The organism is Bifidobacterium thermophilum (genome assembly GCF_037482445.1).
GTDB classification, from domain to species: Bacteria; Actinomycetota; Actinomycetes; order Actinomycetales; family Bifidobacteriaceae; genus Bifidobacterium; species Bifidobacterium thermophilum_B.
In genome coordinates this window covers 137,538-163,513 of the sequence record NZ_JBBHLY010000002.1, presented here as the reverse complement: position 1 = coordinate 163,513, position 25,976 = coordinate 137,538, and the positions used below count along the sequence as shown (strand labels likewise).

The following is a 25,976-nucleotide window of genomic DNA, read 5'->3' as shown; positions in this document are numbered from 1 at the left end:
ACGGCGGGTGCCCACGGCGACGGGCGGTATCGGAAGTCCACGCCATGACATGCTGAATGTTGTATATGCAACAAACGTCTATGCTAGGACGTATGAGCATGCCACCATCGCAATCATTGGAATCGTCGGAATCGTCGGAATCATCCTCGGAATCTGCACCCATCTCCCCGGTATCTGCGGCTGAATCCAATCCGGTCCGCCATAAGACCATGGGCAACCGCCGACTCATCGTCGTCGTCATCGCCTTGTCCATCCTCACTTTTCTCGGCATTCTGTCGGAAACCTCGCTCAACATTTCGTACGCCACCCTGATGGGCGAATTCGCCTTGTCGGCCGACGTGGTGCAATGGTTGACCACCGGCTACCTGCTGCTGTTGTCGGTGGCGATCCCGACCTCGCCGTTCCTTGTCCGCACCTTCCCCACCCGCACGCTGTTCATCGCCGCCGTAGCCCTGTTCGGCACGGGCACGCTGATCGGCGCGCTCGCCGTGAACTTCCCGATGCTGCTTGCGGCCCGGCTGGTCATGGCGTTGGGAACCGGCGTTTCGCTGCCCCTGCTGACCACCATCATTCTTGATCAGGCCCCGTTCGACCGACGCGGTATGATGCTTGGCCTGGTCAGCCTGGTCACGTGCGCGGCACCCGCAATCGGCCCGGTATTCGGCGGGCTGGTCATGCAGTTCCTCAACTGGCATTGGATTTTCTACACCATGATTCCGTTCCTCGTGGTCTCGCTTCTCCTCGGTTCGGCGACCGTGCCGGATGTGCGGCACGGGGAGAAGGGATACCTGTCCCTGACGTCACTGCTGTTGGTCGCCTTGGGGTTGTCCGGGTTGATTCTTGCGGTGAGCTGCTATACGCAATGGTATGGCGATTGGCGGTTCTGGGCGGTGCTTGCTGCCGCTGTCGTGGTGCTTGCGGTATTCGCGGCGGTACAGCTGCGTATGGAGCATCCGTTGATCCAGGTACGTACCTTCGCCTATCCGGGGTTCACGCTCGGTATGTTGATTCTGCTTATGGCGTCCGGTGGTGTGCTCGGCGTGAATTTCCTGCTGCCGATTCTCCTGCAACGCGGACTTGGTCATTCGAGCATGGTGGCGGCGCTGATTCTGCTGCCTGGGGCGGTTGCCGGGGCGGTGTCCGCGCCGCTTGTCGGTGGCTTGTTGCGTGACCATTTCCCGCCCCGGTTCATTGCGGTTGGCTTCATGGGCATCGCGCTGATGGATGTCGGCATGATGTTCGGATGCCGGCATGAATTGCCGGTCGCAATGTCGTACGCGGTGTTCTCCGCGTTCGCCGGATGTGTGCTCGTGCCCGACCAGACGCATGCGCTCAACCAGTTGCCGCAACGGATGAATGCCGACGGGTCGGCGGTGCTCAATACCGTCCAGCAGATGGCGGGGGCAATCGGCACGGCACTCGCCTCGGCGTTGATCGCAAGCGGATCACAGGCCGCGGCTGCTGGTGGATTGGGCGAAGCGCAAGCGTATATCTCCGGATTCTCCTCCAGTATGCGCGTGTTCCTTGGTATGGCGATTGCCGGCGAAATCATGGCGCTGCTCATGTTCCGTGTGACCCGATCCTCGCGCGACGCCGCTTGATCCAACCGAACCGGCCTGCCGGAGCCGCTCGGGCCGTGACTGTGTGAGCGAATCCTCACACAACCGCCCCCAGTCAGGCTGCATCGCCCGTCCGGGTGTGCCCGGGGCTGTCATTGTGTGAGTGGATCCTCACAGGACGCCGTCCGACCCATCCGATTCTGCCTGCCGGCGCTGTCCGGGCCGTCATTGTGTGAGTGGGTCCTCACATGATGACGCTCGATCCAATCGGGCCAGTCATCAGCCACTGCTCAAACCGTGACTGTGCGAGCGAATCCTCACATGGTGCCGCCTATCCCGATCAAATCACCTGCTGCGTACTCCTCAGGCCGTGACTGTGTGAGCGAATCCTCGCACAACGGGCGGGCGTCGGGAAGTCGTGCGGGCGACGTCATGATTCGGGCTGCTGACTGGTGTCGTCATCGGTCGCCCGTGAAGCATGCCGGGGGTTCGTATCTCGTTTATCTGTAGTACTTCCTGAAGCGCATCTTCGTTATCTGTGTTCCTGATGGCCGCAACCCCGAGTACCATCCGCGGAATATCAACAGCGCTACCGCAGGTATCGGACGTTGGCGAACGCAAATACGCGAGATAGCCTCCAGCAGGTACTACAGATAATGCAGATAGCGGTGCCCGACACGTGATACACGGCTGTACCAGTCTGCGACTCTCGCTGGAGCCGATCAGATGCCATTGCCGGCCGATCTCAAACAATGAGTGCCGGAGATGCGTCGCGAGCATGATGTGGGCGTGCCTAAGCTCGATGCTGACCCATCTGATGCGCTATGTATCTCGGCAGATGCATGACGTGCGTGGTGTGACGTGGTTTCGGTGGTATTGCTGAGGATCTGTTGTGTTGTGTATGTCGTGGGATGCGCGACGGGAATGATGTCATGGGGTTAGGGGCTGGCTGGTCGTGCATCTGCCGTGTTGTGTATGTCGGGACATGCATTGCTGGCGCGATGCTGCGGGATGACTGGGGATTGCCGGGGGTCTGTGGCGTTGCGTATGCGTTTGCATACATGATGCGGCGGAGGCGCGCGGGGTGTTGGCGTCGGGGGTGAATAAGGGAACCGACTACCGGCAACAAACCGGTTCGACACGCCAAATGTTGCATATACAACTGTTGTATAGGCTACCTATTAGGATGCGATTCCAGGTGGCGCGTAACAATCGACGAACGCCGCCAATCGCAAGCCCGGCCCTACAGCAATCAGACAGGAGCAGACCGCATGGTCACAGGCACCGATTCCATGGATGCGCGTAATCCTGCGGATACGCACGTTACCGCAGACGCCGACGCATATCCTCCGGAACGGACCGCATCGGAGACTATCCTGCCGCCGGATGTCGATGCCGTCGCAAATGATGCCCTTCCGCCGGCCATGGCCCCGCCCGGCCGCGACCCACTTCCCCTGAGCATTGAGATTCAAGGACTCAGCCGTGTCGTCCGCCGCTATCTCGGCCTGACCATGCCGGTGAACGCACGTGTGGCGACCGACGGCAACGCGAATATCATCATGTACCTTGACCGGCATCGTGACGGCGAGGTGTTCCAGCACGACATCGAGTCACGCTTCCGCATCACCAGATCCACCGCCTCCCGGGTACTGACCCGCATGGAGCGCAAGGGGCTGATTGTGCGCCAGCCGGTCGCCCGTGACGCACGGCTCAAGCGCATCGTGCTCACCGAGCAGGCCGACCGGATCGTCGCCGACCTTGCCGCCAACGGCGATCGCACCGAAGACATCCTCGCCGATGGTTTCACGCCCAGCGAACTTACACAATTGAGGGACTATCTCGGCAGGCTCCGTCATAATATGGACGCCGCACTTGATGTCGCCGCCCGCGCCCAGCCCACACGGGCGCCGTCACGGCAACCGATCGAAAACCAGGAACCCCAGTATCAGGAACCTCAGTAGCGACAACCCCGATACCGAGAACCTCGGCGGATTACACGCGGCCAACCCATCGGTCGCAAGCCGAGCCAAAAGCCCGGAGAACCCCTCCAACGCCAGCAGAACACCGAGGAAGGAAAGGAACGCAACCAGTGACCGAGAGCACACTCGCGAATACGCCCAGTGCCGCCGATGCGCCGGCGAAACCCACGCACGTCATACGAACCCTGCTGCACAGCCTGCGCGAATACAAGAGAGAAAGCCTGCTTACCCCGCTCGCCGTCGGTATCGAAGCGATTATGGAAATCGTCATCCCGACGGTCATGGCGCATCTGATCGACCAAGGCATCACCGGCGGTTCCATGCCCGCCGTGTGGAAATTCGGCCTGATCCTGTTCCTGTGCGCGCTGCTGTCGTTCGCCGCCGGCACGCTCGCCGGTCGGTTCGCCGCCGTCGCCTCCGCGGGCTTCGCGAAGAACCTCCGCCACGACGTATTCGCCAAGGTGCAGGGCTTCAGCTTCACGAACATCGACCGTTTCTCCACGGGCTCGATCATCACCCGCAGCACCACCGACGTGACCAACCTGCAGAACTCCTACCAGATGATCATCCGCATCGGCGTGCGCGCTCCTGTGATGATGATCGCCGCGTGGATCTGCTCGTTCCGCATCAGCAAGCCGATTTCACTGGTGTTCCTGGTCATCGTGCCGATTCTGGGCATCGCCCTGATCGCGCTCGCCGCGTTCGTGCACCCCGTGTTCGAACGCGTCTTCCACACGTACGACAAGCTCAACAACGACGTGGACGAGAACCTGCAAGGCATCCGCGTGGTCAAGTCGTACAACCGCGAAGACCACGAAATCAAGAAGTTCGGCCGTATCTCGCAGGCGATCTACCGTGATTTCGTCAAGGCGGAACGCGTGATGAGCTTCAACATGCCGCTTATGGACGCGTGCATCTACATCGCCCTGCTCGCGGTGTCCTGGCTGGGCGCCAAGCAGATTGTCGCCTCGGGCAACAACGCGGCGCTCGGCATGACCACCGGCGACCTGACCGCACTGGTGACGTACGCGCTGCAGATTCTCATGGCACTCATGATGATCTCGATGATCTTCGTCATGGTCATCATCTCGCAGGCGTCCGCCGAGCGTATCTGCCAGGTGTTGCAGGAACGCAGCACCGTCACCGATCCCGAACACCCGATTGCGCAGGTGCCGGACGGCTCCATCGAATTCGACCACGTGACCTTCCGCTACTCGCGCAGCTCGGAGAAGCCGGTGCTTGACGACATCAATCTTGATATTCCCTCGGGCTCTGTGGTCGGCATTATCGGCGGCACCGGTTCGTCCAAATCCAGCCTTGTGCAGCTCATCCCGCGTCTGTACGACGTGACCGAGGGCTCGCTGAAGGTCGGCGGGCATGACGTGCGCGAATACGATCTGCAGGCCTTGCGCGACCAGGTCGCCATGGTGTTGCAGAAGAACGTGCTGTTCAGCGGCACCATCGCCGAGAACCTGCGTTGGGGCAACCCGGAGGCCACCGACGAGCAGATCCGCCATGCCGCGCAGATCGCTCAGGCGGACGGCTTCGTCCAGGAATTCCCCGACAAGTACGACACCATGATCGAACAGGGCGGCACGAACGTGTCCGGCGGCCAGCGCCAGCGCCTGTGCATCGCCCGCGCGCTGCTGAAGAACCCGAAGATCCTGATTCTGGACGATTCCACCAGCGCGGTGGACACCAAGACCGACCAGCTGATCCGCGAAGGCCTGCGCTCCGAGGCACCGGACGTCACGAAGATCATCATCGCCCAGCGGCTGAGCTCCGTGCAGGACGCCGACATGATCCTGGTCATGGCCGGCGGCCACATCATGGACAAGGGCACGCACGAGCAGCTGTTGAAGACCTGCGACGAATACCGCGCGATCTATGAGCTGCAGACCAAGAATCACGGCGAAGCGGATGCTGCGGATGGCGTCGCAGCCACCGCTAGCGCCCAGTCCACCGCAAGCACCACCCAGGAAGGAGAGACACGATGAGTACGCAGAACACCGCGCAATCCACGGATACCGCCAAGCCCGACGACGTGTCGGCGAAACCTGGCGCCCAGACCTCTGCGTCCGGAGCCGGCCGTAAGCCGCGCGCGAAAGTCCCGCGCGGCACCGTGAAACGACTGTGGGGCTACATTTCCCAATACCCGGTGCGTCTGGTCATCGTCATCCTGTCGATCATCGTGTCCGCCGCCGCACAGGCGCTGTCCATCGCGTTCCTGCAACGGCTCGTCGACACGTACATCATCCCGCTGGTCACCGCCACCCACCCCGACTGGGGGCCGCTGATCCGCGCGCTCACGCTGCTCGCCATCATGTACGCGGTCGGCACGTTCTGCGCGTGGCTGTGGGGCTGGCTGATCATCGACATCGAACAGGGCACGCTTAAGAAGATCCGCGACGACATGTTCGCCCACCAGCAGCGTCTGCCGATCCGCTATTTCGACACCCACGAGCACGGCGATGTGATGAGCCGGTACACCAACGACACCGACACCTTGCGGCAGGCGATTTCGCAGTCCTTCCCGCAGATGTTCTCCTCGCTATTGTCCGCGCTCGCATCTCTCATCGCGATGATGTGGCTGTCTGTCCCGTTCGCGCTGTTCACGCTCGTGTTCGCGATCATCCTCTTCGTGCTGGTCAACAAGCTCGTCGCCCGCTCCGGCAGCCAGTTCGTCCGCCAGCAGCGCGTGCTCGGCGACGTCAACGGTTTCGTCGAGGAAGCGGTCAACGGGCAGAAAGTCATCAAGGTGTTCAACCACGAGGACGCCACGCAACGCGAATTCGACCGCCGCAACAACGAGCTCTTCGATGCGGCCGCCAAGGCGAACACCTACGGCAACATCACCATGCCGATCGTGAACAACTCCGGCTACCTGCTGTACGTCGCCACCGCGATTCTCGGCGCGTGGGCGGGCCTGTCCGGCATGCACAACTTCGGTTTCGGCGGCGCCGGGACCATGACCCTCGGCACCGTGATCGCCATGCTCACCCTGTCACGCGGTTTCATCAACCCGCTCGGCCAGGTCTCCATGCAGTTCACCATGGTCATGATGGCGCTCGCCGGCGCCTCGCGCATCTTCGCGCTCATGGATGAGCCGGTGGAAGCCGACGGCGGTACGGTCACGCTCGTCAACGTCGAACTTGGCGAAGACGGGCGCACAATGACGGAAACCGACCGGGAGACGCAACACTGGGCGTGGAAGCGCGCCGCGGATGATGACGGTACGCGCTCGCTCGCCGCCGCCGCGAAACTGCGCGGCCAGGCCCGTGAGGTGGCCGCAAAGGCCAAGCAGAGCGCGATTACCTCGCCGGACGGCCGGTATACGCTGCTGCGCGGCGATGTGCGCTTCACCGATGTGACCTTCGGGTATAACCCGTCCAAGCCGGTGCTGCATGACATCACGTGGTTCGCCAAGCCGGGCCAGAAGATTGCGCTGGTCGGCGCGACGGGCGCGGGCAAGACCACGGTCACGAACCTCATCAACCGCTTCTACGACATCCAGGAAGGCCAGATCCTGTATGACGGCATCGACGTGCGCAATATCCGCAAACCGGATCTGCGCCGTTCGCTCGGCATCGTGCTGCAGGACGTGAACCTGTTCACCGGCACGGTGATGGACAACATCCGCTACGGTCGTCTTGACGCGACGGATGAGGAATGCATCGAGGCGGCGAAACGCACGAACGCGGACGGGTTTATCCGCATGCTGCCGGAAGGCTATCACACGGTGCTTTCCGGTGATGGTTCCGGTCTGTCGCAGGGCCAGCGCCAGCTGATTTCGATTGCGCGCGCCGCCGTGGCCGATCCGCCGGCGATGATCCTGGATGAGGCGACCAGTTCGATCGACACCCGCACCGAGGAGGTCGTGCAGGCGGGTATGGACGCACTGATGAAGGGGCGCACGGTCTTCGTGATCGCGCACCGGCTGTCCACTGTCCGCAATGCGGACGTGATCATGGTACTCGACCACGGCCGGATCATCGAACGCGGCAACCATGATGAGCTCATCGCCCAACGCGGCGAATACTACCAGCTGTACACCGGAGCGCTCGAACTCGAGTAACGGGCAGCTGCGCGCACCGGTGCAGGCCGGTGCTCTCAAACCGTCTGCCGACGCTGACATCTCTCAGCGTCGGCAGACGGTTTTGTTTTTCCTCTGTCGACGCTGGCATCCCTTCTGACACCGGGAGGGTCGTGGAATTGGCCCGACGGGGTGACGGGGGCGGTGAGGGGCTGGTGGTGGGTAGCAGATGTCGATGTGAGTTTGCTTACTTTTTACCCACGGTGGATGGCAAATGTAACAAGATTATTGGTAATATCGAACCGGTTTTATGTCGGGGTGCCACCAACACATTGACTCATCCGCGACACCAGAAGGTTGTCGGTAGGGGCGGGCATTTGGCGGGCGGCATCAAGGGAATCGGTACCCCCGTACATCGACTGCGGAAACTGAACGCAACCTAGGTCTGGAATGGGAGAGCTACAAGTGCGCAAGACAATGATTCGTAGTGGATTAATCGCCCTCGTTGCGATGCTGTGCACCGTCGCGATGATTGTGCCGTCATCGTTCCTGAAGAACACCGCGGCATCGGCGGCCGACACGACGACGAATTCTGATGCAAACTCCCTCACCCGCGCGCTGACCATCCACGCATGGGGCAACGATGCGGCCGGCAACCCGCAGTACGACACATCCACGTCCACATCGACCGGCGAAAGCGTGCGCAAGGAGATCGCCGGCGCGCAGCTGACCCTGAGCACGACCGACGGATACATCAAGAAAGACGCTTCCTCCTCCGTCGACGTCACGATAGCCTCCGACGGACGCTCCGCCACGTGGACGAGCACGACCACGGCGCTGGTGGTGCAGGTGGCGGCGGGCTCGTACACGCTGCACGAAGACAAGCCGTCGGACGGCTATTACTCCGCCGCCGACGTGACCTTCACCGTTCCGCAATACCAAGAGAAGGTCGATACATCGAAGGACTGGAAAGCGACGAGCGAATTCCCCGTCAAAGCCGACAGCACGAACCCGTGGGAGTACAAGGACGTCACGTGGACGAGCCGCCAGGCGATCGCCACCACCGGCGACGGCAAGAGGGTCGATCCGCTTCCCTCGATCTCCGTCACCGACGGCAGCGGAACGCCGTCCGTCGTCTATTGCTACAACTACCTGAGCACGGCGCCCCGAGGCCCCCAGGCTTCCAGCGGCACGCAGTACACCCGGTACAACGAGTCCGAGGGTTCCATCGCCAAGCTCTGGACCAGCGCCGCGTACAGGCTCCAGTCCGATGCCTACGGCACTATTTCTGACTCCACTGAATTCGCGCGCCGCATCATGTCCGTCATCACACGCGGATACCCGAATAACACCACCATCAACGCCAACAACCCCACCGACCTTCTGGCGGGCCTCGACGCGAACCAGCAGCGCATGGTCACCCAGCTCGCTGTGTGGCATTACACCGACGGCGCCTACGCTAACCGGTACGATTCAAACTCTTCCTTCGCGAAGCTCGTCGAGCCGACTGCCGACAACTACTACGGTTTCAACCAGGCGATGATCGACGCCTACAAGAACCTCATCAACCCGACCGGCTACACGCTCCAGGCCAGCGAGGCACTCCTGTTGTACCAGCCTGGCTCCGAGGTGAAGAACTACCAGAATCTCCTGGGCACCACCTCCATCACGCCGACCGCCATGGAGGCGAGCATCGTCGACGATTCCATCGACTACTCCAAGAACCCCGCCACCGCCACGATCAAGGGCACCAAGACCATCAACGGCAAAAAGCTGTCCGAATACGGCACTACGGGCGATGACGATGCCGTCCGCCGCCTATTCGGCACCTTCAAGTTCCGTATCGCTACCGATACGAACGCGCCGCTGCCCGCCAGCGACACCGCGACGGTAGGTGATGATGGCACTTTCAGCTTCGGTGATATCACCTACACTCAAACGGGAACCTACGTGTATTCGGTTGCGGAGATTCCGGGGAATGATCCTGACATCGGCTACGACAGCACGGCGCATACGGTGACCGTCAAAGTCACCAAGGGCACCGGGGCGGATGTGGGCAAGCTCGTCGCCACCGTGCATTACGCCGACACCGGCGGCATTACGGTAAACAACGTCTATACCAAGGACGCCACCGCGCAGCTGGAAGTCACCAAGACCATCGACGGCAAGATCCCGGAGCGCGGCGCCTACAGTTTCAAGGTCCAAGCCAACGACAACGCCCCGATGCCGCAAGGTGTCGCCAAGGGAGGGTCGACCACCATCACCAATGATTCGGTCGGCAAGGCGATCGTCAGCCCGATTGTCTTCACCAAAGCTGGCACCTACACCTACGACATCACCGAAATCAAGCCCGCCGACGCCGACGCGGGCATCAGCTATGACACCGGCACGGTGACCGCCACCGTCACGGTGACGCGAGACGATGCCACGAACGAGCTCAAGGCTTCCGTCTCCTACAGCAAGAAAGCCGCCGACGGCACCGTCACCACCGGCAACGGCGGCAACGCCTTCCAGAACACCACGATCGCCCCGAACCCGGTCGACGTCTCGATTGGCGCGAAGAAAACGCTTGACGGAAAAACCGGCTTCGTGCCCGACAAGTTCTTCTTCACGCTGCAGGCCAATGCCGACGACACGCCGATGTCGACCGACCCGGCCGACAACGGCTCCCAGCTCACCGTGCCCGCCGGCAGCGACGGCACCATCTCCTTCGACACCATCCGCTACACGACGGAAGGCACCTACACCTACACGATGACCGAAAGCAAAGGCACCGACGCCGATATCGCCTACGATTCCTCCGTGGTGCTGGTGACAGTCAAAGTCACGCGCGACAAAACGACCAACACGCTGTCCGCAACGGTCACCTACAGCGCTAACGGCAAGGATTCCGCCGATCCGCCGACCTTCAAGAACACGACCATCCAGCACGACGACATCAAGGAGCATCTGTACTCATACAAGACACTCGCCGGTGAACCCGCATCCAGCGGCCAATTCACCTTCCGTCTCACGGCGGCGAAAGACACGCCGATGCCTTTGACCTGTACCACCCCGGCAACCGACGAAAACGGCGATATCTACTGCCTGACCGCAAACGGCGAGAACGGCCTTATCGATTTCGGCCCGATCGTCTATTCCCAGGCCGGAACGTATCGTTACACGATGACCGAGGAGGCACCAAGCGACCCGTTCATTTCCAAGGACACCGCGTCCCACTCCGTGACCGTCACCGTGACGCGCGACCCGAACACGAACAAGCTCAGCGACACGGTCAGCTACGACGCCGGTGACGCGCCGGCCGGCTTCTCGAACAGCTACGTCAAGGCTGTCCCCACCACCGCGCAGCTGCGACTGACCAAAATGCTTGACGGCATCCCCGCGAGCACCGACGGCCAGTTCTCCTTCGAATTCGAACTGCAACCGGTGTCCACGGACGCCACTGATACCGACGGCAACGCGGTGAGCGTGCCGATGCCTTCCGATGCCAAGGCCAATTCCGACGGCACGCCGACCTCGACCACGACCAACCAGGGCGCCGGCCACGCCTCCTGGGGCGATATCACCTTCGAATACCCCGGCGTCTACAACTATGCAATCCACGAAGTCACCGGGACGGACCCGAACATCGTGTACGACAGCAACGTGTACGCCGCGAAGGTGACGGTGACGCGCAACGACGACAACACGCTGTCCGCATCCGTCAGCTACGCGGGTAGTGACGCGTTGCTGGTCATTCAGAACACCACAACCACCGGCTGGGTGCAGATCAAAGCGACAAAACTGCTTGACGGGAGCCCCGCGAAGGCCGGCCAATTCACCTTCTCAGTCACCCCGTCCGGCAATGCGCCGAAACTGACGAACACGACGGTGACCAATGGTGACAACGGTCTGATCAATTTCACCGTGCCGATCACCCTCGCTGACCTCGACGGCAAGGATTCCGCCGAGTTCACCTACACCTTCCGCGAGGTGGACGGCGGCGACCCGACCATCACCTACGACACCACCGAACGCACGGCGACCGTCCTGGTGAAGAAAGTCGTCAAGGACGGTGTAACCGGCTTGCGGGCGATGGTCGTCATCGATCAAGACAAGACGAGTGACGACGACCAGAACAAGGACTACGTAGCCTACGGCTGGGACGGCGTGACCGACGGCACCATCTACCACGCCAAGGCGGGGGTGAACATCACCGAAGACAATTTCGACGACGCGTCGAACTTCGATCTCGTGGCCACGCCGGACCAAGGTGACGCCTATACGAAGCATTACCCGAAGATTTACAACACCACGAAGCCGGTGACATCTGCGACCGCGAACATTACGGCCACCAAGACGATGGACGGCGTGAAGGCGGCTGACGGGGCATACTCGTTCACGCTCACCGACCCGACCGGCAGCGCCCCCATGCCTGACGGGGCCACGACTTCGACATCCACCGGTGCCGACGGCAACACCACCACTGTCCAGAGTGTGACGGTCAAGAACGGGAAAAACGGTGCCATCGACTTCGGAACCATCACCTATAAGGAAGCGGGTTTATACCAGTATACGATTACGGAGAATATTCCCAAGGAAGCAGCTACGGGCAAGACGTTGTATGACACGACGACCCACACCGCTTCGGTTGGGGTCGCGCGTTCGTCGTCCGACCCGAACAAGCTTGTGGCGACCGTGGTGTACGACACGTCCACCCCGCCGGTGTTCGCGAACACCACCGTGCCGACCACCGCGGTGAAGGTGAGCAAAACCGTGGAAGGCGGGTGGCCTGCGGGCGCCCAATACACCTTCACCATGACCGCGCTCGGCGCGAATGACGACGGCGGCTCAAGCGATGGGGCCGGTCCGTTGCCGTCAGCCAAGACGCTTACGTTGTCCAAGGGCTCGGACGGGTCGGAGAATTCCGGTTCGTTCGGGGCATTCCCGTTCACTGCGGCCGACGCGGGGAAGACCTACGTGTACGAAATCCGCGAAAACGGCGCGAACAGCGGTGACGCTGGAGCTGGAGGCATCGATGGTGCGACCGGAATCAAGTATTCGAAGGCCGTCTACCTGGTGAGCGTCACCGTCAAGGACACGGTCACCGATGCCACGCAACGTGAGCTTGGCAACAAAGCCGGCGTCAAGGTCACGCAAGTGACTGATGATGACGGCAATACGCTCGCCACGCCGAAGGTCGTCTACGATTCGAGCGCCGGTGACGATACCGGCAAATCCAGCGCCAATCAGCTGAGCTTCGCCAACGAGCGGGTGATTACCGCCGTGCCGCTGACCGGCGGGTCGACCGCGCGGACGCTGATTTCCGGCGGTCTGATTGCCATCATCGCCGCCCTTGTCTGTGCCGAAATCGCCCGACGCCTGCGCCGAGCCGGCCAGCTCGTGTGACTCCGATCGGTTGCCTGCGCCGAGCCGGCCAATCCGCTTGATCGGCCCGGCGCGCTCGTCCCGCCCGCGGTGCTATCATGGCGGCTGTATGAGGCGATGATCCGTTATCAGCGGGGAGCCTTCGGAAGAACAGGGTCCGACAAATCAACCAATCGGCGGCGTACCAAATCGTCGAATCGGCAAATGTCAAGCCCCCAGTAGAACCGACGGGTCCGGCCCGACACAGCCGGGCACAAGCGGTCGCGCACAACCGGCAACCCGGCGAAACGCGGCAAGCGAGGTGGTACCGCGGCGCAGGCGCAAGCCCCGTCGTCCTCGTGGCAATGTCAACCAGCCAGTCGAGGAGAATATGGTGAGCGAAACCACCGATCACGTGTATCCCAAGGCATCAACCGGCGAGCAGAGCGCCAAGGTCGCGCCGAACCCGGACTTCCCCCAGCTTGAACAATCCGTGCTGGAGTATTGGGACACCGACGACACCTTCAACAAATCCGTGGAGCGCCGCCCGTCCGGCGACCACTCCCAGAACGAGTTCGTGTTCTTCGACGGCCCGCCGTTCGCTAACGGCCTGCCGCACTACGGCCACCTGCTGACCGGTTACGCGAAGGATGTCATCCCGCGCTACCAGACCATGAAGGGGCACAAGGTCAACCGCGTGTTCGGATGGGACACGCACGGCCTGCCCGCCGAGCTCGAAGCGCAGAAGGAACTCGGCATCGACTCGGTCGACGACATCAAGAAGATGGGCATCGCCAAGTTCAACGACGCCTGCCGCGCCTCCGTGCTCAAATACACCAACGAATGGCGTGAATACGTGCATCGCCAGGGCCGCTGGGTGGACTTCGACCACGGCTACAAGACGCTCAACATCCCGTACATGGAATCCGTCATGTGGGCGTTCAAGCAGCTGTACGAGAAGGGCCTCGCCTACAAGGGCTACCGCGTGCTGCCGTACTGCCCGAAGGACCGCACCCCGCTGAGCAACCACGAGCTGCGCATGGATGCGGACGTCTACCAGGACCGTCAGGACACCTCCATCTCCGTGGCCGTCAAGCTGCGCGACGAGGACGCCTACGTCGTGTTCTGGACCACCACGCCGTGGACCGTGCCCGGCAACCTTGCCATCGTGGTCGGCGCCGACATCGACTATGTCGAGGTCGAGCCCGCGGAAGGCAAGTTCGCCGGCAAGCGCTTCTATATCGGCAAGCCGCGTCTTGAGGCCTTCGCCAAGGAACTCGGCGAGAACTACACGGTCGTGCGCGAACTCAAGGGCTCCGAGCTCGAAGGCCGCAAGTACTGGCCCGTGTTCCCCTACTACGCTTCCGACGCGCAGCTGGCCGAAGACGGCACGCCCGGCCCCAACGCGTTCACCATCTTCACCGCTGATTACGTCGACACCGTCGAAGGTACTGGCATCGTGCACCAGGCACCTTACGGTGAGGACGATATGGCGACGCTCAACGCCAAGGGCATCAAGAGCGTCGATTACCTCGACGAAGGCTGCGTCGTCACTTCCGAATGCCCTGAATACGAGGGCCAGTATGTCTTCGACGCCTCCAAGTCCGTGCTGCGCGACCTGCGCAACAGCACGGGAGCGCTCGCGGCAATCCCCGAGGAGCATCGCGCCCTGCTGTTCCAAGAGAAGAGCTACGTGCACTCCTACCCGCACTGCTGGCGTTGCGGCACCCCGCTGATCTACAAGCCGGTGTCCAGTTGGTTCGTCTCGGTTACGAAGATCAAGGACCGCCTGCTCAAGCACAATCAGGAAATCAACTGGATCCCGGAGAACGTGAAGGACGGCCAGTTCGGCAAGTGGCTCGCCAACGCGCGCGACTGGTCCATCAGCCGCAACCGCTTCTGGGGTTCGCCGATTCCGGTGTGGGTGAGCGACGACCCGAAGTATCCGCGCGTCGACGTGTACGGTTCGCTGGACGAGCTCAAGGCCGACTTCGGCGACTACCCGCGCGACGACAAGGGCGAGATCAACATGCACCGCCCGTATATCGACCGCCTGACGCGCCCGAACCCGGACGACCCGACCGGCAAGAGCCACATGCACCGCATCACCGATGTGCTTGACTGCTGGTTCGAATCCGGCTCCATGCCGTTCGCGCAGTTCCATTACCCCTTCGAAAACAAGGAGTATTTCGAGCAGCACTTCCCGTGCGACTACGTGGTCGAGTACATCGGCCAGACGCGCGGCTGGTTCTACACGCTGCACATCATGGCCACGGCGCTGTTCGACAAGCCGGCGTTCAAGAACGTCATCTGCCACGGCATCGTGCTCGGTTCCGACGGCCAGAAGATGAGCAAGCACCTGCGCAACTACCCGGATGTCAACGGTGTGTTCGACAAGTTCGGTTCCGACGCTATGCGTTGGTTCCTCATGAGCTCGCCGATCCTGCGCGGCGGCAACCTCATCGTCACCGCGGACGGCATTCGCGACACTGTGCGCCAGGTCATGTTGCCGGTGTGGAGCTCGTACTACTTCTTCACGCTGTACGCGAACGCGGCGAACGGCGGCAAGGGCTTCGACGCACGTCGTTTGCGTGCCGACGAGGTCGACGGCCTGCCGCGCATGGACCAGTATCTGCTTGCCCGTACGCGCCTGCTGGTTGAACGCGTCGAGAAATCGCTGGATGATTTCGCGATTTCCGATGCGTGCGAGGCGGTCACCGATTTCATCGACGTGCTGACCAACTGGTACATCCGCAACACGCGCGATCGCTTCTGGAACGAGGATGAGAACGCGTTCAACACGCTGTACACCGTGCTGGAAACCTTCATGCGCGCGCTCGCCCCGCTCGCCCCGATGGAGGCGGAAACCGTGTGGCGTGGTCTGACCGGTGGCGAATCCGTGCATCTGGCGGATTGGCCGTTCCTTGCTGACGAGAAGACCGGCGAGCCTACGGAGCTTGGTCTTGTGCTCAAGGCCAATGATGCGCTTGTTTCTGCGATGGATCAGGTGCGCGAGGTGGTCTCCGCGACCCTGTCGCTGCGCAAGGCCGAGCAGATTCGCGTGCGTCAGCCGCTGAGCAAGCTCACCGTCGTGGTCGCCGACCCGGAGGCGGTCGAGGATTACGTTGAGATTTTGAAGTCAGAGCTCAACGTGAAGTCCGTGGACTTCTCGACGCTTGAGGACGCGCCGGAACATGGGCTGAAGATCATCCACCAGCTCAAGGTCAACGCGCGCGCCGCCGGCCCGCGTCTGGGCAAGCAGGTGCAGTTCGCCATCAAGGCGTCCAAGACTGGTGCCTGGCATGTGGATGCCGCCAGCGGCGCCCCTGTGGTCGAGACGCCGAACGGCGATATCGCGCTCGAGGATGGCGAGTTCGAGGTCATCAACCGCGTGGAGGAGCAGGATGCCAAGCAGGCCGCCAATTCGGTGTCCTCGGCGCTGCCGTCCGGCGGGTTCGTGATTCTCGACACCGCGCTCGACGACGATTTGCTGGCCGAAGGCTACGCGCGTGACGCGGTCCGTGCAGTGCAGGATGCCCGAAAGGAAGCCGATTTCAACATCGCCGACCGGATTGTGCTGACCCTGACCGCACCCACGGCAGACGCGCCGAAGCTCGAGCAGTTCCGTGACCTGATCGCCCACGAGACGCTCGCCACGACGCTCGACATCAAGCCGAGCGATACCGCCAAGGAGCTCGAGGTCGCCGTCGCCAAGGCGTGACGCCTCAGGGCGTCGTGCCTGTGTGGGATGCCTAGGCGATGCTTAGGGGCGTTGTGCCTGTGGGTGTGAGGCCCGCTGGTTCGACGTCCCGAGGGCCGTGCCTCGCCGAGTATCGACGCCCCAAACTTCACAAACTGGTTACGCTGGTGAGTCCGCTAGCGTAGCCAGTTTGTGTATCTGCCCATCTGCATCTCTGTTTCTACCGACGCTGAGACCCCTGTGAGCGTCTGTAGAAGGTTGGGGGAGAGACAGGAGTCGGGGGCGGCGGGCATACCGGCAGCGATGACGCCGCGGCGGTCTACCATAGGAAACTCAGGCGCCGCGCAGCGCCGGTTACCGACCGACAGGAGCATGATGAAACAGATCGTCGCGGGCGTGCTAGCCCACGTGGATGCGGGCAAAACCACACTTTCCGAGGCGATGCTGTACGTGTCCGGCGAAGTGCGCCGGCTTGGCCGCGTCGATCATGGCGACGCGTTTCTCGACACCGACGCGTTGGAAAAACGACGCGGCATCACCATCTATTCAAAAGACGCGATCATCGACTATCCGGGTATGCGCTTGACCCTGCTCGACACGCCCGGGCACGTGGATTTCGCAGCCGATATGGAACGTACGCTGGGCGTGCTCGATCTCGCTCTGCTCGTCATCTCAGCCGTCGATGGCGTGCAAGGTCATACCGAGACCCTGTGGCGATTGCTGGAGCGCTATCATGTGCCGACGGTCATCGTCATCAATAAAATCGACGCGCTCGCTCCCGGCATTTCGCGCGATGACGTGCTCGCCGGCATCCGCAAGCGATTCGGCGAGGCGTGCGTGGATGCCGGATTGCCGCAGAATTCTGCCGATATCGCTGATAATGCGGATACCCCGGTCACTGCGGACACCCCCGTACCTTCGGATGCTCCAGTTACCGCAGACACGCAAGTCGTCACGGGCGCATCAACTGGCGCGATTTCCGGCGGCTCGTCCGCCCAAGCCCAGATTTCCGCCGGTTCGCGAATGGAACACGATGAGGACGTCGCCGCGCTCGACGAATCCGCGCTCGACGAATACTGCGACACCGGTCGGATCAGCCCGGCGACCATCAGCCGGATGATCGCGCAACGCAAGCTTGTCCCGTGTCTGTGGACATCGGCGCTGCAATTGCATGGCATTCGCAACCTGCTGGACCTGCTTGCCGCATACGCCCCAGAACCGCGCTATGACAAGGATTTCGGCGCTCGTGTGTTCCGCATTTCGCATGACGCCCAGCACAACCGTCTCACCTGGCTGAAAGTGACCGGCGGTGATCTTCCGGTCAAAAGCGACCTCGAACCGTACGGGAAGATCGACCAGATCAGGCGCTATTCCGGTGCGAAATACGAGCTGCTGCAAGACGCCGCCGCCGGTACGGTGTGCGCGGTGACCGGGCTGGATGGCACGGTGCCGGGCCAGGGGCTCGGCGCACAGGCCGACGCCTCGCACCCGCTGCTCGAACCGGTGCTCACCTACACGGTCACAGCGAGCGACGGTACGGACGTGCACAAGCTGTTGGGCGCGTTGCGCGAGCTTGAGGATGAGGAGCCGTTGCTGCATGTGCGGTGGGTTGAGCGTCTCGAGCAGATTCACATCCAGCTCATGGGCGCTGTCCAGCTGGAAATCGTGCAGGAACTGCTGCGCACGCGCTTCGGCATCGAGGTCGCGTTCGACCGCGGCGGCATCGTATACCACGAGACGATTGACGCGCCTGTCGAAGGGGTGGGGCATTTCGAACCGCTGCGGCACTACGCGGAAGTCCACCTGCTGCTGGAGCCGCTTGAGCGTGGCAGCGGACTCCAATTCGCCAGCGATTGCAGTCTTGACGTGCTCGACCGCAACTGGCAGCGCCTGATCATGACGCATATGCGCGAACGTGAGCACCTGGGCGTACTCATCGGCGCGCCGATCACCGACATGCGGATTACGTTGCTGACCGGTCGTGCGCATGACAAGCATACGGAAGGCGGGGATTTCCGACAGGCCACGTATCGTGCGATCCGCGAAGGGCTTATGCAGGCGCGTCAGGGCGGGCATTGCCATGTGCTTGAACCGTGGTACCGCTTCCGTCTGGAGCTGCCCGCTGACCAGGTGGGGCATGCGATGGCTGATATCCAGCGGATGAGCGGCACGTTCGACCCGCCTGAAAATGACGGCACGACGGCGGTGCTGGAGGGCGAGGCGCCCGTCGAAGGCATGCGTGATTACGCGATGGATGTCAACGCGTACACGCACGGACGCGGGTCGCTGACCTGCGTGTCGGCGGGCTACCGACCGTGCCACGACGAGGACGCGGTCATCGCGGCAGCCGGGTATGATCCCGAAGCCGATCTGGAGAACACCCCGGATTCGGTGTTCTGCGCGCATGGCGCCGGGTACCCGGTCAAATGGTACAAAGTGCCGGAGTTCATGCACCTGCCGTTCGCGTGGCAGCAGGGGTAGCAGGGCTTGATGGATTCGCAGACGGCGGAATCGGTGGAATCGTTGGAATCGCAAGGATAGGGGCAGGCGGTGATGGTGCGGGTTGGCCCTTGCTGGAGCAGACTTTCCAGTGGGCTTGCCGTGAAGTGATCGATTATGGGCGGCAGGGGGTCTCTCACTGCGGACGCCCGGTTATCAGGTGCTCCAATCCTTGTGTTTTCCTGGCCGTGTGTTTTCCAAGCCGTGTGTTCTCCTGTGAAAGCGGGAGAACGTCCTCGGTTCCGCTTAGAGGAGACGATTTCCCGGTTCGTTGCGGGAGTTTATTGCGAAATCCGATTTTGGTGCTTTTTCTCCCAGAAACGGCTTCAGGGCCGATTTTTCAGAATCGCAAGATTCCAACGTTTCTGTTGGGAGATTTTCCGTGGAAGCGCCGGATTAGGCTGAACTCCCACGTCGCGTGCGGGAGTTCAATGGCAGATTACGGAACCACTCGAGTTCTCCCGGGAAAGCGACGTCTGACAGACCGTTCCGCGCCGAACTCCCGTCCGTCTGACGGCATCGCCTCAGCCAATCCAGTAAATCAAGCCCGCCGGCATCGTGAAACATCCGATATTCCGGATTCGTCTGGCAGTTTGACGGCATGCTTTGTGATTGCGGCAATCATGAACCGGTATTCATTGAACCTGCGCGCCGAACGGCCACAACGCGAGCTTCGCCATCTTGAACGACTGGATGCCGAACGGTACGCCGATGACGGTGATGCAGTTGAGTACGCCTGCGATCACGTAGCCGATTGCCATCCAGATGCCGACCAACACCACCCAGATGATGTTGGCGAGCAGGGAGCCGACGCCACCGCCATACACCACGGACTTGCCGAACGGGGTGAGTGTCAGGCCCGCCATTTTGAACGCTTGGATGCCGAGCGGGATGCCGACGATGGTGATGCACAGCACGATGCCGATGATCGCCCATGCCACAGCCAGTTCGAGACCGCCGAGAATCAGCCACAGGATATTGCCCAACGTGTTCATGCCGCCCATTGTGCACGGCGCGGGTGACATGGTCGGGCGGGAATTGATCGGTCAGGTGCGGTTGGATGGGCGTGGCTTGGTTGGGTGGGCTATGGACGGTTTGCAAAGTCGCGGGTGTGCAAAATCGCGTGGCAGGGATGACGGCTTGCACATCAGGCTGGACGTTGCCTGAGTGAATCTCAGAGTATTCACAGGGAAACATATTGTGAACCCAAGGTGACGTCCGTATCCTAAATCATGTCAGCAAAAGCTGACGGGGTTCTCCACTTGAATCCCATAATTCAATCCCTTCTCTCTTCTTTTCTCTCCTTTCAGGGCCCGGTCTTCCGGGCCCTTCTCTTTTCCTGTTCCGGCTGTCGTCGCGCGCGTCGGCGACGCAGCAGGACTGCCGTCGTAGCCGGTTTGCGTGGTTTCACAAACCAGCTACGCGGGGAAGGGCGCTAGCGTAGCTAGTTTGTGAAGGTGGTCGTCGGACTGATTGCGACTGGCCTTTCACAGCGGCACCGCATCCGGCTAAACCACAACCTGCTCATCTGTATCCGGCTCAATCGCCAACCGCAACCGCACTCGTTGCGGGTACAGTACGAACAGCTACCGCCCGTCGCTCGCAATCCGGTCGATGGCGGCGAGCTCGTCATCGGTGAAATCGGGTCCGTTCAACGCGCCGATACTGTCGAGCAGCTGCTGAGGTCGGGAAGCACCCACGAGCACGCTGGTCACTTCGCTCTTGCGCAGCAGCCAGGCGAGCGCCATATCCGCAAGACTTTGCCCGCGCGCAGCGGCAATCGTATTCAACGCTACAATCGCGTCATGTGTGCGTGCCACGTCGGCTTCGGTGAGGAACCGGCCGTCCCGGGCCACGCGCGAATCCGCTGGAATCCCGTCCAGATACCGGTCGGTGAGCAGCCCCTGGTCGAGCGGGCTGTAAGTGATCAGCCCCTTGCCCAGCCGGCTGACGGCATCGAGCAGTCCGTTGTGTTCCACGGTCCGGTCCAGGATGTTGTAGCGGTTCTGCGCGATGATGAACGGCACATGCAGTTCGTCAAGGATCGCGGCTGCCGCTTCGAGCCGTTGCCCGTCATAGTTCGACAGGCCCACGTACAGCGCCTTGCCGCTTACGACCGCCTGCGCGAGCGCGCCCATGGTTTCCTCGAGCGGCGTGTCCGGGTCGGGGCAGTGGTGGTAGAAGATGTCGACATAGTCAAGGCCGAGTCGCGTCAGACTCTGGTCGAGACTGGTGAGCAGGTATTTGCGACTGCCGTGGTCGCCGTATGGGCCGGGCCACATGTCGAATCCGGCTTTGGTGCTGATGACCAGCTCGTCGCGGTGCGCGCCGAAATAATCGTGCAAAATCCTGCCGGCGTTGCGTTCGGCGCTGCCGGGTTCCGGCCCGTAGTTGTTGGCGAGGTCGAAATGCGTGATGCCGTGGTCGAATGCGGTGAAGCACAGGTGTTTCATCGTGTCGTATGACGAGAAATCGCCGAAATTATGCCAAAAGCCGAGGCTGATGGCAGGCAGTTTCAGACCGCTGCGGCCGCTTCGCCGGTAGGACATGGTCTCGTACCGGTCGGGGGATGGCTTGTATGTGCTGATTCCGGTGGCGTTGGTTGATGATGGCATCGTTGCCTCCTGCATGCTGGGTTCGTGTGCGGCGTTCGTGCTTGCTGTTCGCGCGGTGCGCGGGCGGTCGGCTTTCGGCTGCGGATGTCCGGATTGCGCCGTGCCGTATCGTGCAGTGGCGTATCGTGCAGCGCTGTGCCGCTGGTTGCGCCCTCATCTTAGGCTGGAGCCGTGAAGTTTCTCATTGCGATGGATTCGTTCAAGGGTTCGCTTGACGCCGTAGCGGCGTGTCGTGCGGTTATGCGCGGGGTGGAGGCGGCTTGCCCGACGGCGTGTTGCGATATTGCACCGATGGCTGATGGGGGAGAAGGCACGCTGGATGCGCTGCTGGCTTCCGTTGGCGGGCGGCGCTGCAGTGCGATGGTCCACGATCCGCTGATGCGGCCGGTTCGCGCGGAGTATGGGTTGTTGGATGCGCAGAATATGGGCGGTGTGCGAGACATCGCGGGTGCACGGGGAACTGCTGGTGCACGGGGAATCGCGGGTGTGCTGAATACCGGTGGTGTACGAAACGCAGGGAGCGCGAATCGCACGACAGCGGCCGAGCCCGGGCGTGTCGCCGTGGTAGAGATGGCGCGTGCCAGCGGACTGCAATACGTGGACGAGCATACGCACGACCCGTTGCGCGCCAGCACCTTCGGTACGGGTGAGCTGATCAGGCACGCGCTCGATGACGGGGCGCGCACAATCATCGTTACGCTCGGCGGCAGCGCGACCAACGACGGTGGAGCCGGCATCGCCCAGGCGCTTGGCACCCGATTGCTTGACTCGAACGGGCAGGATTTGGAACCGGGCGGCGCGGCGCTCGCGCGACTCGACCATATCGACACCGCCCGCATGGACCCGCGACTCGCGCATATTGAGGTACGCATCGCCACCGATGTCACCAATCCGCTGACCGGGCCGACCGGCGCATCCGCGGTATTCGGGCCGCAAAAGGGCGCAACCCCAGCAATGGTCAGGCAACTCGATGATGCGCTCGTCCAGTTCGCGCAGGTCATCGAGCGTGATTTGGGACGTTCTGTCGCCGCGGTTCCCGGAGCTGGTGCCGGTGGCGGAACCGGGGCGGGACTGCTTGCCTTCACGGACGCGACCATCGAACCCGGCATCCAGCTCGTCGCGACGGCATCGCGGCTTGCGGACCGAGCGCGGACGGCGGACGTGTGCATCACCGGGGAAGGGCGTATCGACGGGCAGACCGCCTACGGCAAAACCCCGGCCGGTGTCGCCCACATAGTCAAGCAAGCCAATCCGCGCATGGTGGTCGTAGCGCTCGCCGGAGCGGTCGCCCGCGGTGTCGCCGCAGTGCCGCAGGCAGTCGCCGGAAGCTGTGGCGAGACTGACCATCTGGATTCTGCGACAGATGCCGTCACTGCTTCGAGTGACTGTGATTGCTCGAATCTTGAGGCCGCGGGGGCTTCGGCGATGGTTGGCCGTGCTGATTCCGTGCGTGTCGGGAATACGGCTGGAGCTGACGATGCTGGCGGTGTTGACGATACTGATTGTGTTGACGATACTGATTGCGCGGCTGCCGGCATCCAAAATGCGGATGGCCATGCCGGATTCACCGTCGCGGGACTTCAGAGCATGACTGACCCTGCCGATACCGTGATCGCCGGGGCTTGTGACGGTGCGAAGCGTCCAAACCCCGAGGATCTCTACGCGTGCGGCATCGACGCGGTGTTCCCGATCATCCGCGAACCGCAATCCCTTGCGGATGCGTGCCGCGAGACCGCTGACAACCTCGCCGCCACCGCCGCAAACGTCACACGGCTGCTCGCCGCTGTTGCGGACGCAGACAGGTGAGAGCTTGATGCGGCTCCTTCTCGCCGGGCGATGCCGTTGTGTGAGGATTCGCTCACACAGTGACCGGTGCGGCGGTTGGAATCAGCTGATTGAGCTGGTCAGGGTCCGTTGTGTGAGAATTCGCTCGCACGGTGACGGGTCGGGAGGCTGGGGTCGCCGGATTCGGCGGGTGGAGGTGCGGGTTTGTGAGGATTGGCTCACACGGTGACCGGTGCGGCGGTTGGAATCGTCCTGTAGGGCTAGCCAGGTCGCCGTTGTATGAGGATTCGCTCGCACGATGAATCGCATCTGATATGTCCCTTCGCTAAATGCACTGAGGATGACGCCATTCAATGAGCCGAGGCATGACGAGTTGTGTATGCCGGGGTATGCGCAATCGGTAATTATCATCGGATGGTCAAGCGATTCAATGACGATGTGGTGAGTTTCGTATGTCGAGGCGTACGCAATCACTGATTTCATCCCGGGGGTCCGGTGGTCTAGCGGTGATGTGGTGAGTTGTGTATGTCTGGGCATGCGCGATTGGTACGTTGCGTGCGGGGAACGGCTTGGGCGGTGACGATGTGGCGAGTCATGTATGCCGGGGTATGCGCAATCGGTAATTATCATCGGATGGTCAAGCGATCCAATGACGATGTGGTGAGTTGTGTATGTCGGGGGCGTGCACAACTGGTATCCCGACCATGGGATACTGCCAGTCCAACGACGAACGGACAAGTCGTGTATGCCAACGCATACGCAACCAGTAGTCGAGTGCTGTGCCGGAACAGATCCGCCATCATTGGTGCCGATTGTCCCCGATTACCGCCGATTGTCCTTCGGCTGCAGCGCTGCCACCTGCGCGTCGCGCCCGCCGCCCGTGAAGCGTCCGCCTCCCGCGTGTCGCGCTCGCCGAACTCCGCCCGTCAAGCGGCAAAACCCCAATCGCCGCAACGGTTGTTAGCTGCATATAAGTATCCCGTATGCCTTGCAGCTTGTATCTGCGAGCCTTGCTGGATTAGGTTCGTAACCAACGCGAGGCCGAAAGGTCCCGCCGCCGGCAACACGGCAAGCACAACACAACAACACAAAAACCAAACCAAACAACAACACAACAACACAACCAAACCAACCATCCGCCCGGCCCGCCCGCGGCGCTTGCGACACTACCTAGGGGGTGCACTATGACGAGGTTCAACACTCAGCTGGTCCACGGACTGCCGGTGAACGATAACACGACCGGGGCCGTGAATCCGCCTATCTACAACTCATCCACGTATGCTTTCGAATCGGTCGAGTCCATGCCCCGCTGGGATTACGCGCGCAGCGGCAACCCGACCCGTGACTTCCTCGAGCGCCAGATCGCGCAGCTCGAACATGGCACCCGCGGTTTCGCGTTCGCGTCCGGGCTCGCCGCCATCCACGCGGTCCTTTCGATCTTCAAGCCGGGCGACCGGATTGTCGTCGGCAGCAACGTCTACGGCGGCACCTACTCGCAGTTCAACGAGCATTTCACCCGTTGGGGCCTGGTCAGCCAGCCTGTGGACACCAATGATTATGAGGCGCTCGAAGCGGCGATCAGCGGTGTCGGCGTCGCCGGTGACGAGGATGGTGCCAGCGAACCCGCCAAGGCCGTCTATTTCGAGACCCTGACCAACCCGCTGCTACAGGTCAATGATGTCGCTGCAATCGCGCGGATCGCCCACAAGTACGGTGCCATCGTGATTGTGGACAACACCTTCGTCACACCGTATCTGCAGCAGCCGCTGGATCTGGGCGCGGACATCGTCCTGCATTCGGCGACCAAGTATCTTGCCGGACATTCGGATGTCATCGCCGGTTTGGCCGTCGTACGCGACGACAAGCTGGGCGAGCGCGTCTACTACGCGCAGAACCGGCTGGGAGGGGTGCTGCCGCCGGCTGAATCCGACTCCGTCCGTCGCGGTATCCAGACGCTCGGCCTGCGCATCGAACGCCAGCAGAGCAACGCCGTCGCCATCGCGAACTGGCTGTTGGACAACCCGCTCGTTGCGACCGTCCACTATCCGGGAGTCGCAGGCGGCCGCCAGCCCGGCGACACCGAGAAGGGGCTCAAAGGTTTCGGCGGCGTGCTCAGCTTCGAAGTCGTCAAAGGCATCGACCCGGCGGAAATCCTCGACAACCTGCACCTGTTCCGGCTCGCCGTCAGCCTCGGCGCGGTGGAAAGCCTCGCCGAACTGCCGTGTCGCATGACGCATTTCGAACTGCCACGCGAGGAACGCCTCAAAGTCGGCATCACCGACGAGCTCATCCGCCTGTCCATCGGCATCGAAGACGTGAACGACCTCATCGAGGACCTCGACCAGGCGTTCGCGGTCGCGGCGAAGGCGGCTCAGCCGCAGTTGGCGGAGACGGTGCGGTAGGCAGGAAAAGCAACCTGACTGTGTGGATACTGTGACGGGAACGTCGCCAAGTGTTTCG

General features: G+C 62.0%; 11 protein-coding genes. 9 read left to right on the top strand and 2 right to left on the bottom strand.

Annotated features, from left to right (window positions below):
• Window positions 1–92 precede the first annotated feature (92 nt).
• The 7 genes from WD012_RS02425 (at window position 93) to WD012_RS02395 (ending at window position 19,098) form a co-directional block, all read left to right on the top strand.
• Complete coding sequence (locus WD012_RS02425) at window positions 93–1,601, top strand: DHA2 family efflux MFS transporter permease subunit (protein ID WP_339562194.1); 1,509 nt, start codon at window positions 93–95, stop codon at window positions 1,599–1,601.
• Window positions 1,602–2,830: 1,229 nt separating this feature from the next.
• A complete protein-coding gene (locus WD012_RS02420) occupies window positions 2,831–3,520 on the top strand; it encodes a MarR family winged helix-turn-helix transcriptional regulator (RefSeq protein WP_339562193.1) in 690 nt (229 codons plus the stop codon).
• Window positions 3,521–3,648: 128 nt separating this feature from the next.
• Entirely contained in the window at window positions 3,649–5,535 is a 1,887-nt protein-coding gene (locus WD012_RS02415; RefSeq protein ID WP_422614338.1) for an ABC transporter ATP-binding protein, read from the top strand.
• Entirely contained in the window at window positions 5,532–7,613 is a 2,082-nt protein-coding gene (locus tag WD012_RS02410) for an ABC transporter ATP-binding protein (RefSeq protein WP_339562192.1), read from the top strand. The genes WD012_RS02415 and WD012_RS02410 overlap by 4 nt, the downstream gene beginning before the upstream one ends.
• A 468-nt stretch (window positions 7,614–8,081) precedes the next feature.
• Window positions 8,082–12,959, top strand: coding sequence for a Spy0128 family protein (locus tag WD012_RS02405; RefSeq protein WP_339562191.1), 4,878 nt, complete (start codon window positions 8,082–8,084; stop codon window positions 12,957–12,959).
• Between the two features lie 349 nt (window positions 12,960–13,308).
• Window positions 13,309–16,638, top strand: coding sequence for a mupirocin-resistant isoleucine--tRNA ligase (gene ileS, locus WD012_RS02400; RefSeq protein ID WP_339562190.1), 3,330 nt, complete (start codon window positions 13,309–13,311; stop codon window positions 16,636–16,638).
• Between the two features lie 354 nt (window positions 16,639–16,992).
• On the top strand, window positions 16,993–19,098 hold the full coding sequence (locus WD012_RS02395) for a GTP-binding protein (RefSeq protein WP_339562274.1): 2,106 nt from the start codon (window positions 16,993–16,995) through the stop codon (window positions 19,096–19,098).
• Window positions 19,099–19,751: 653 nt separating this feature from the next.
• Here WD012_RS02395 and WD012_RS02390 read toward each other — a convergent pair.
• Both WD012_RS02390 and WD012_RS02385 read right to left on the bottom strand, forming a co-directional pair.
• The gene (locus WD012_RS02390) at window positions 19,752–20,111 is read right to left on the bottom strand and encodes a YccF domain-containing protein (protein WP_101451937.1); all 360 of its coding nucleotides are present in this window, start codon (window positions 20,109–20,111) and stop codon (window positions 19,752–19,754) included.
• 591 nt (window positions 20,112–20,702) lie between these two features.
• Window positions 20,703–21,731: an aldo/keto reductase gene (locus WD012_RS02385; protein WP_339562189.1), complete on the bottom strand. Its 1,029-nt coding sequence runs from the start codon at window positions 21,729–21,731 to the stop codon at window positions 20,703–20,705.
• 189 nt (window positions 21,732–21,920) lie between these two features.
• Between WD012_RS02385 and WD012_RS02380 the strand changes: the two genes are divergently transcribed.
• Together WD012_RS02380 and WD012_RS02370 are read left to right on the top strand one after the other, a co-directional pair.
• Window positions 21,921–23,537, top strand: coding sequence for a glycerate kinase family protein (locus WD012_RS02380; RefSeq protein ID WP_422614345.1), 1,617 nt, complete (start codon window positions 21,921–21,923; stop codon window positions 23,535–23,537).
• 1,163 nt (window positions 23,538–24,700) lie between these two features.
• Entirely contained in the window at window positions 24,701–25,918 is a 1,218-nt protein-coding gene (locus WD012_RS02370; RefSeq protein WP_339562188.1) for a trans-sulfuration enzyme family protein, read from the top strand.
• Window positions 25,919–25,976: the final 58 nt, after the last annotated feature.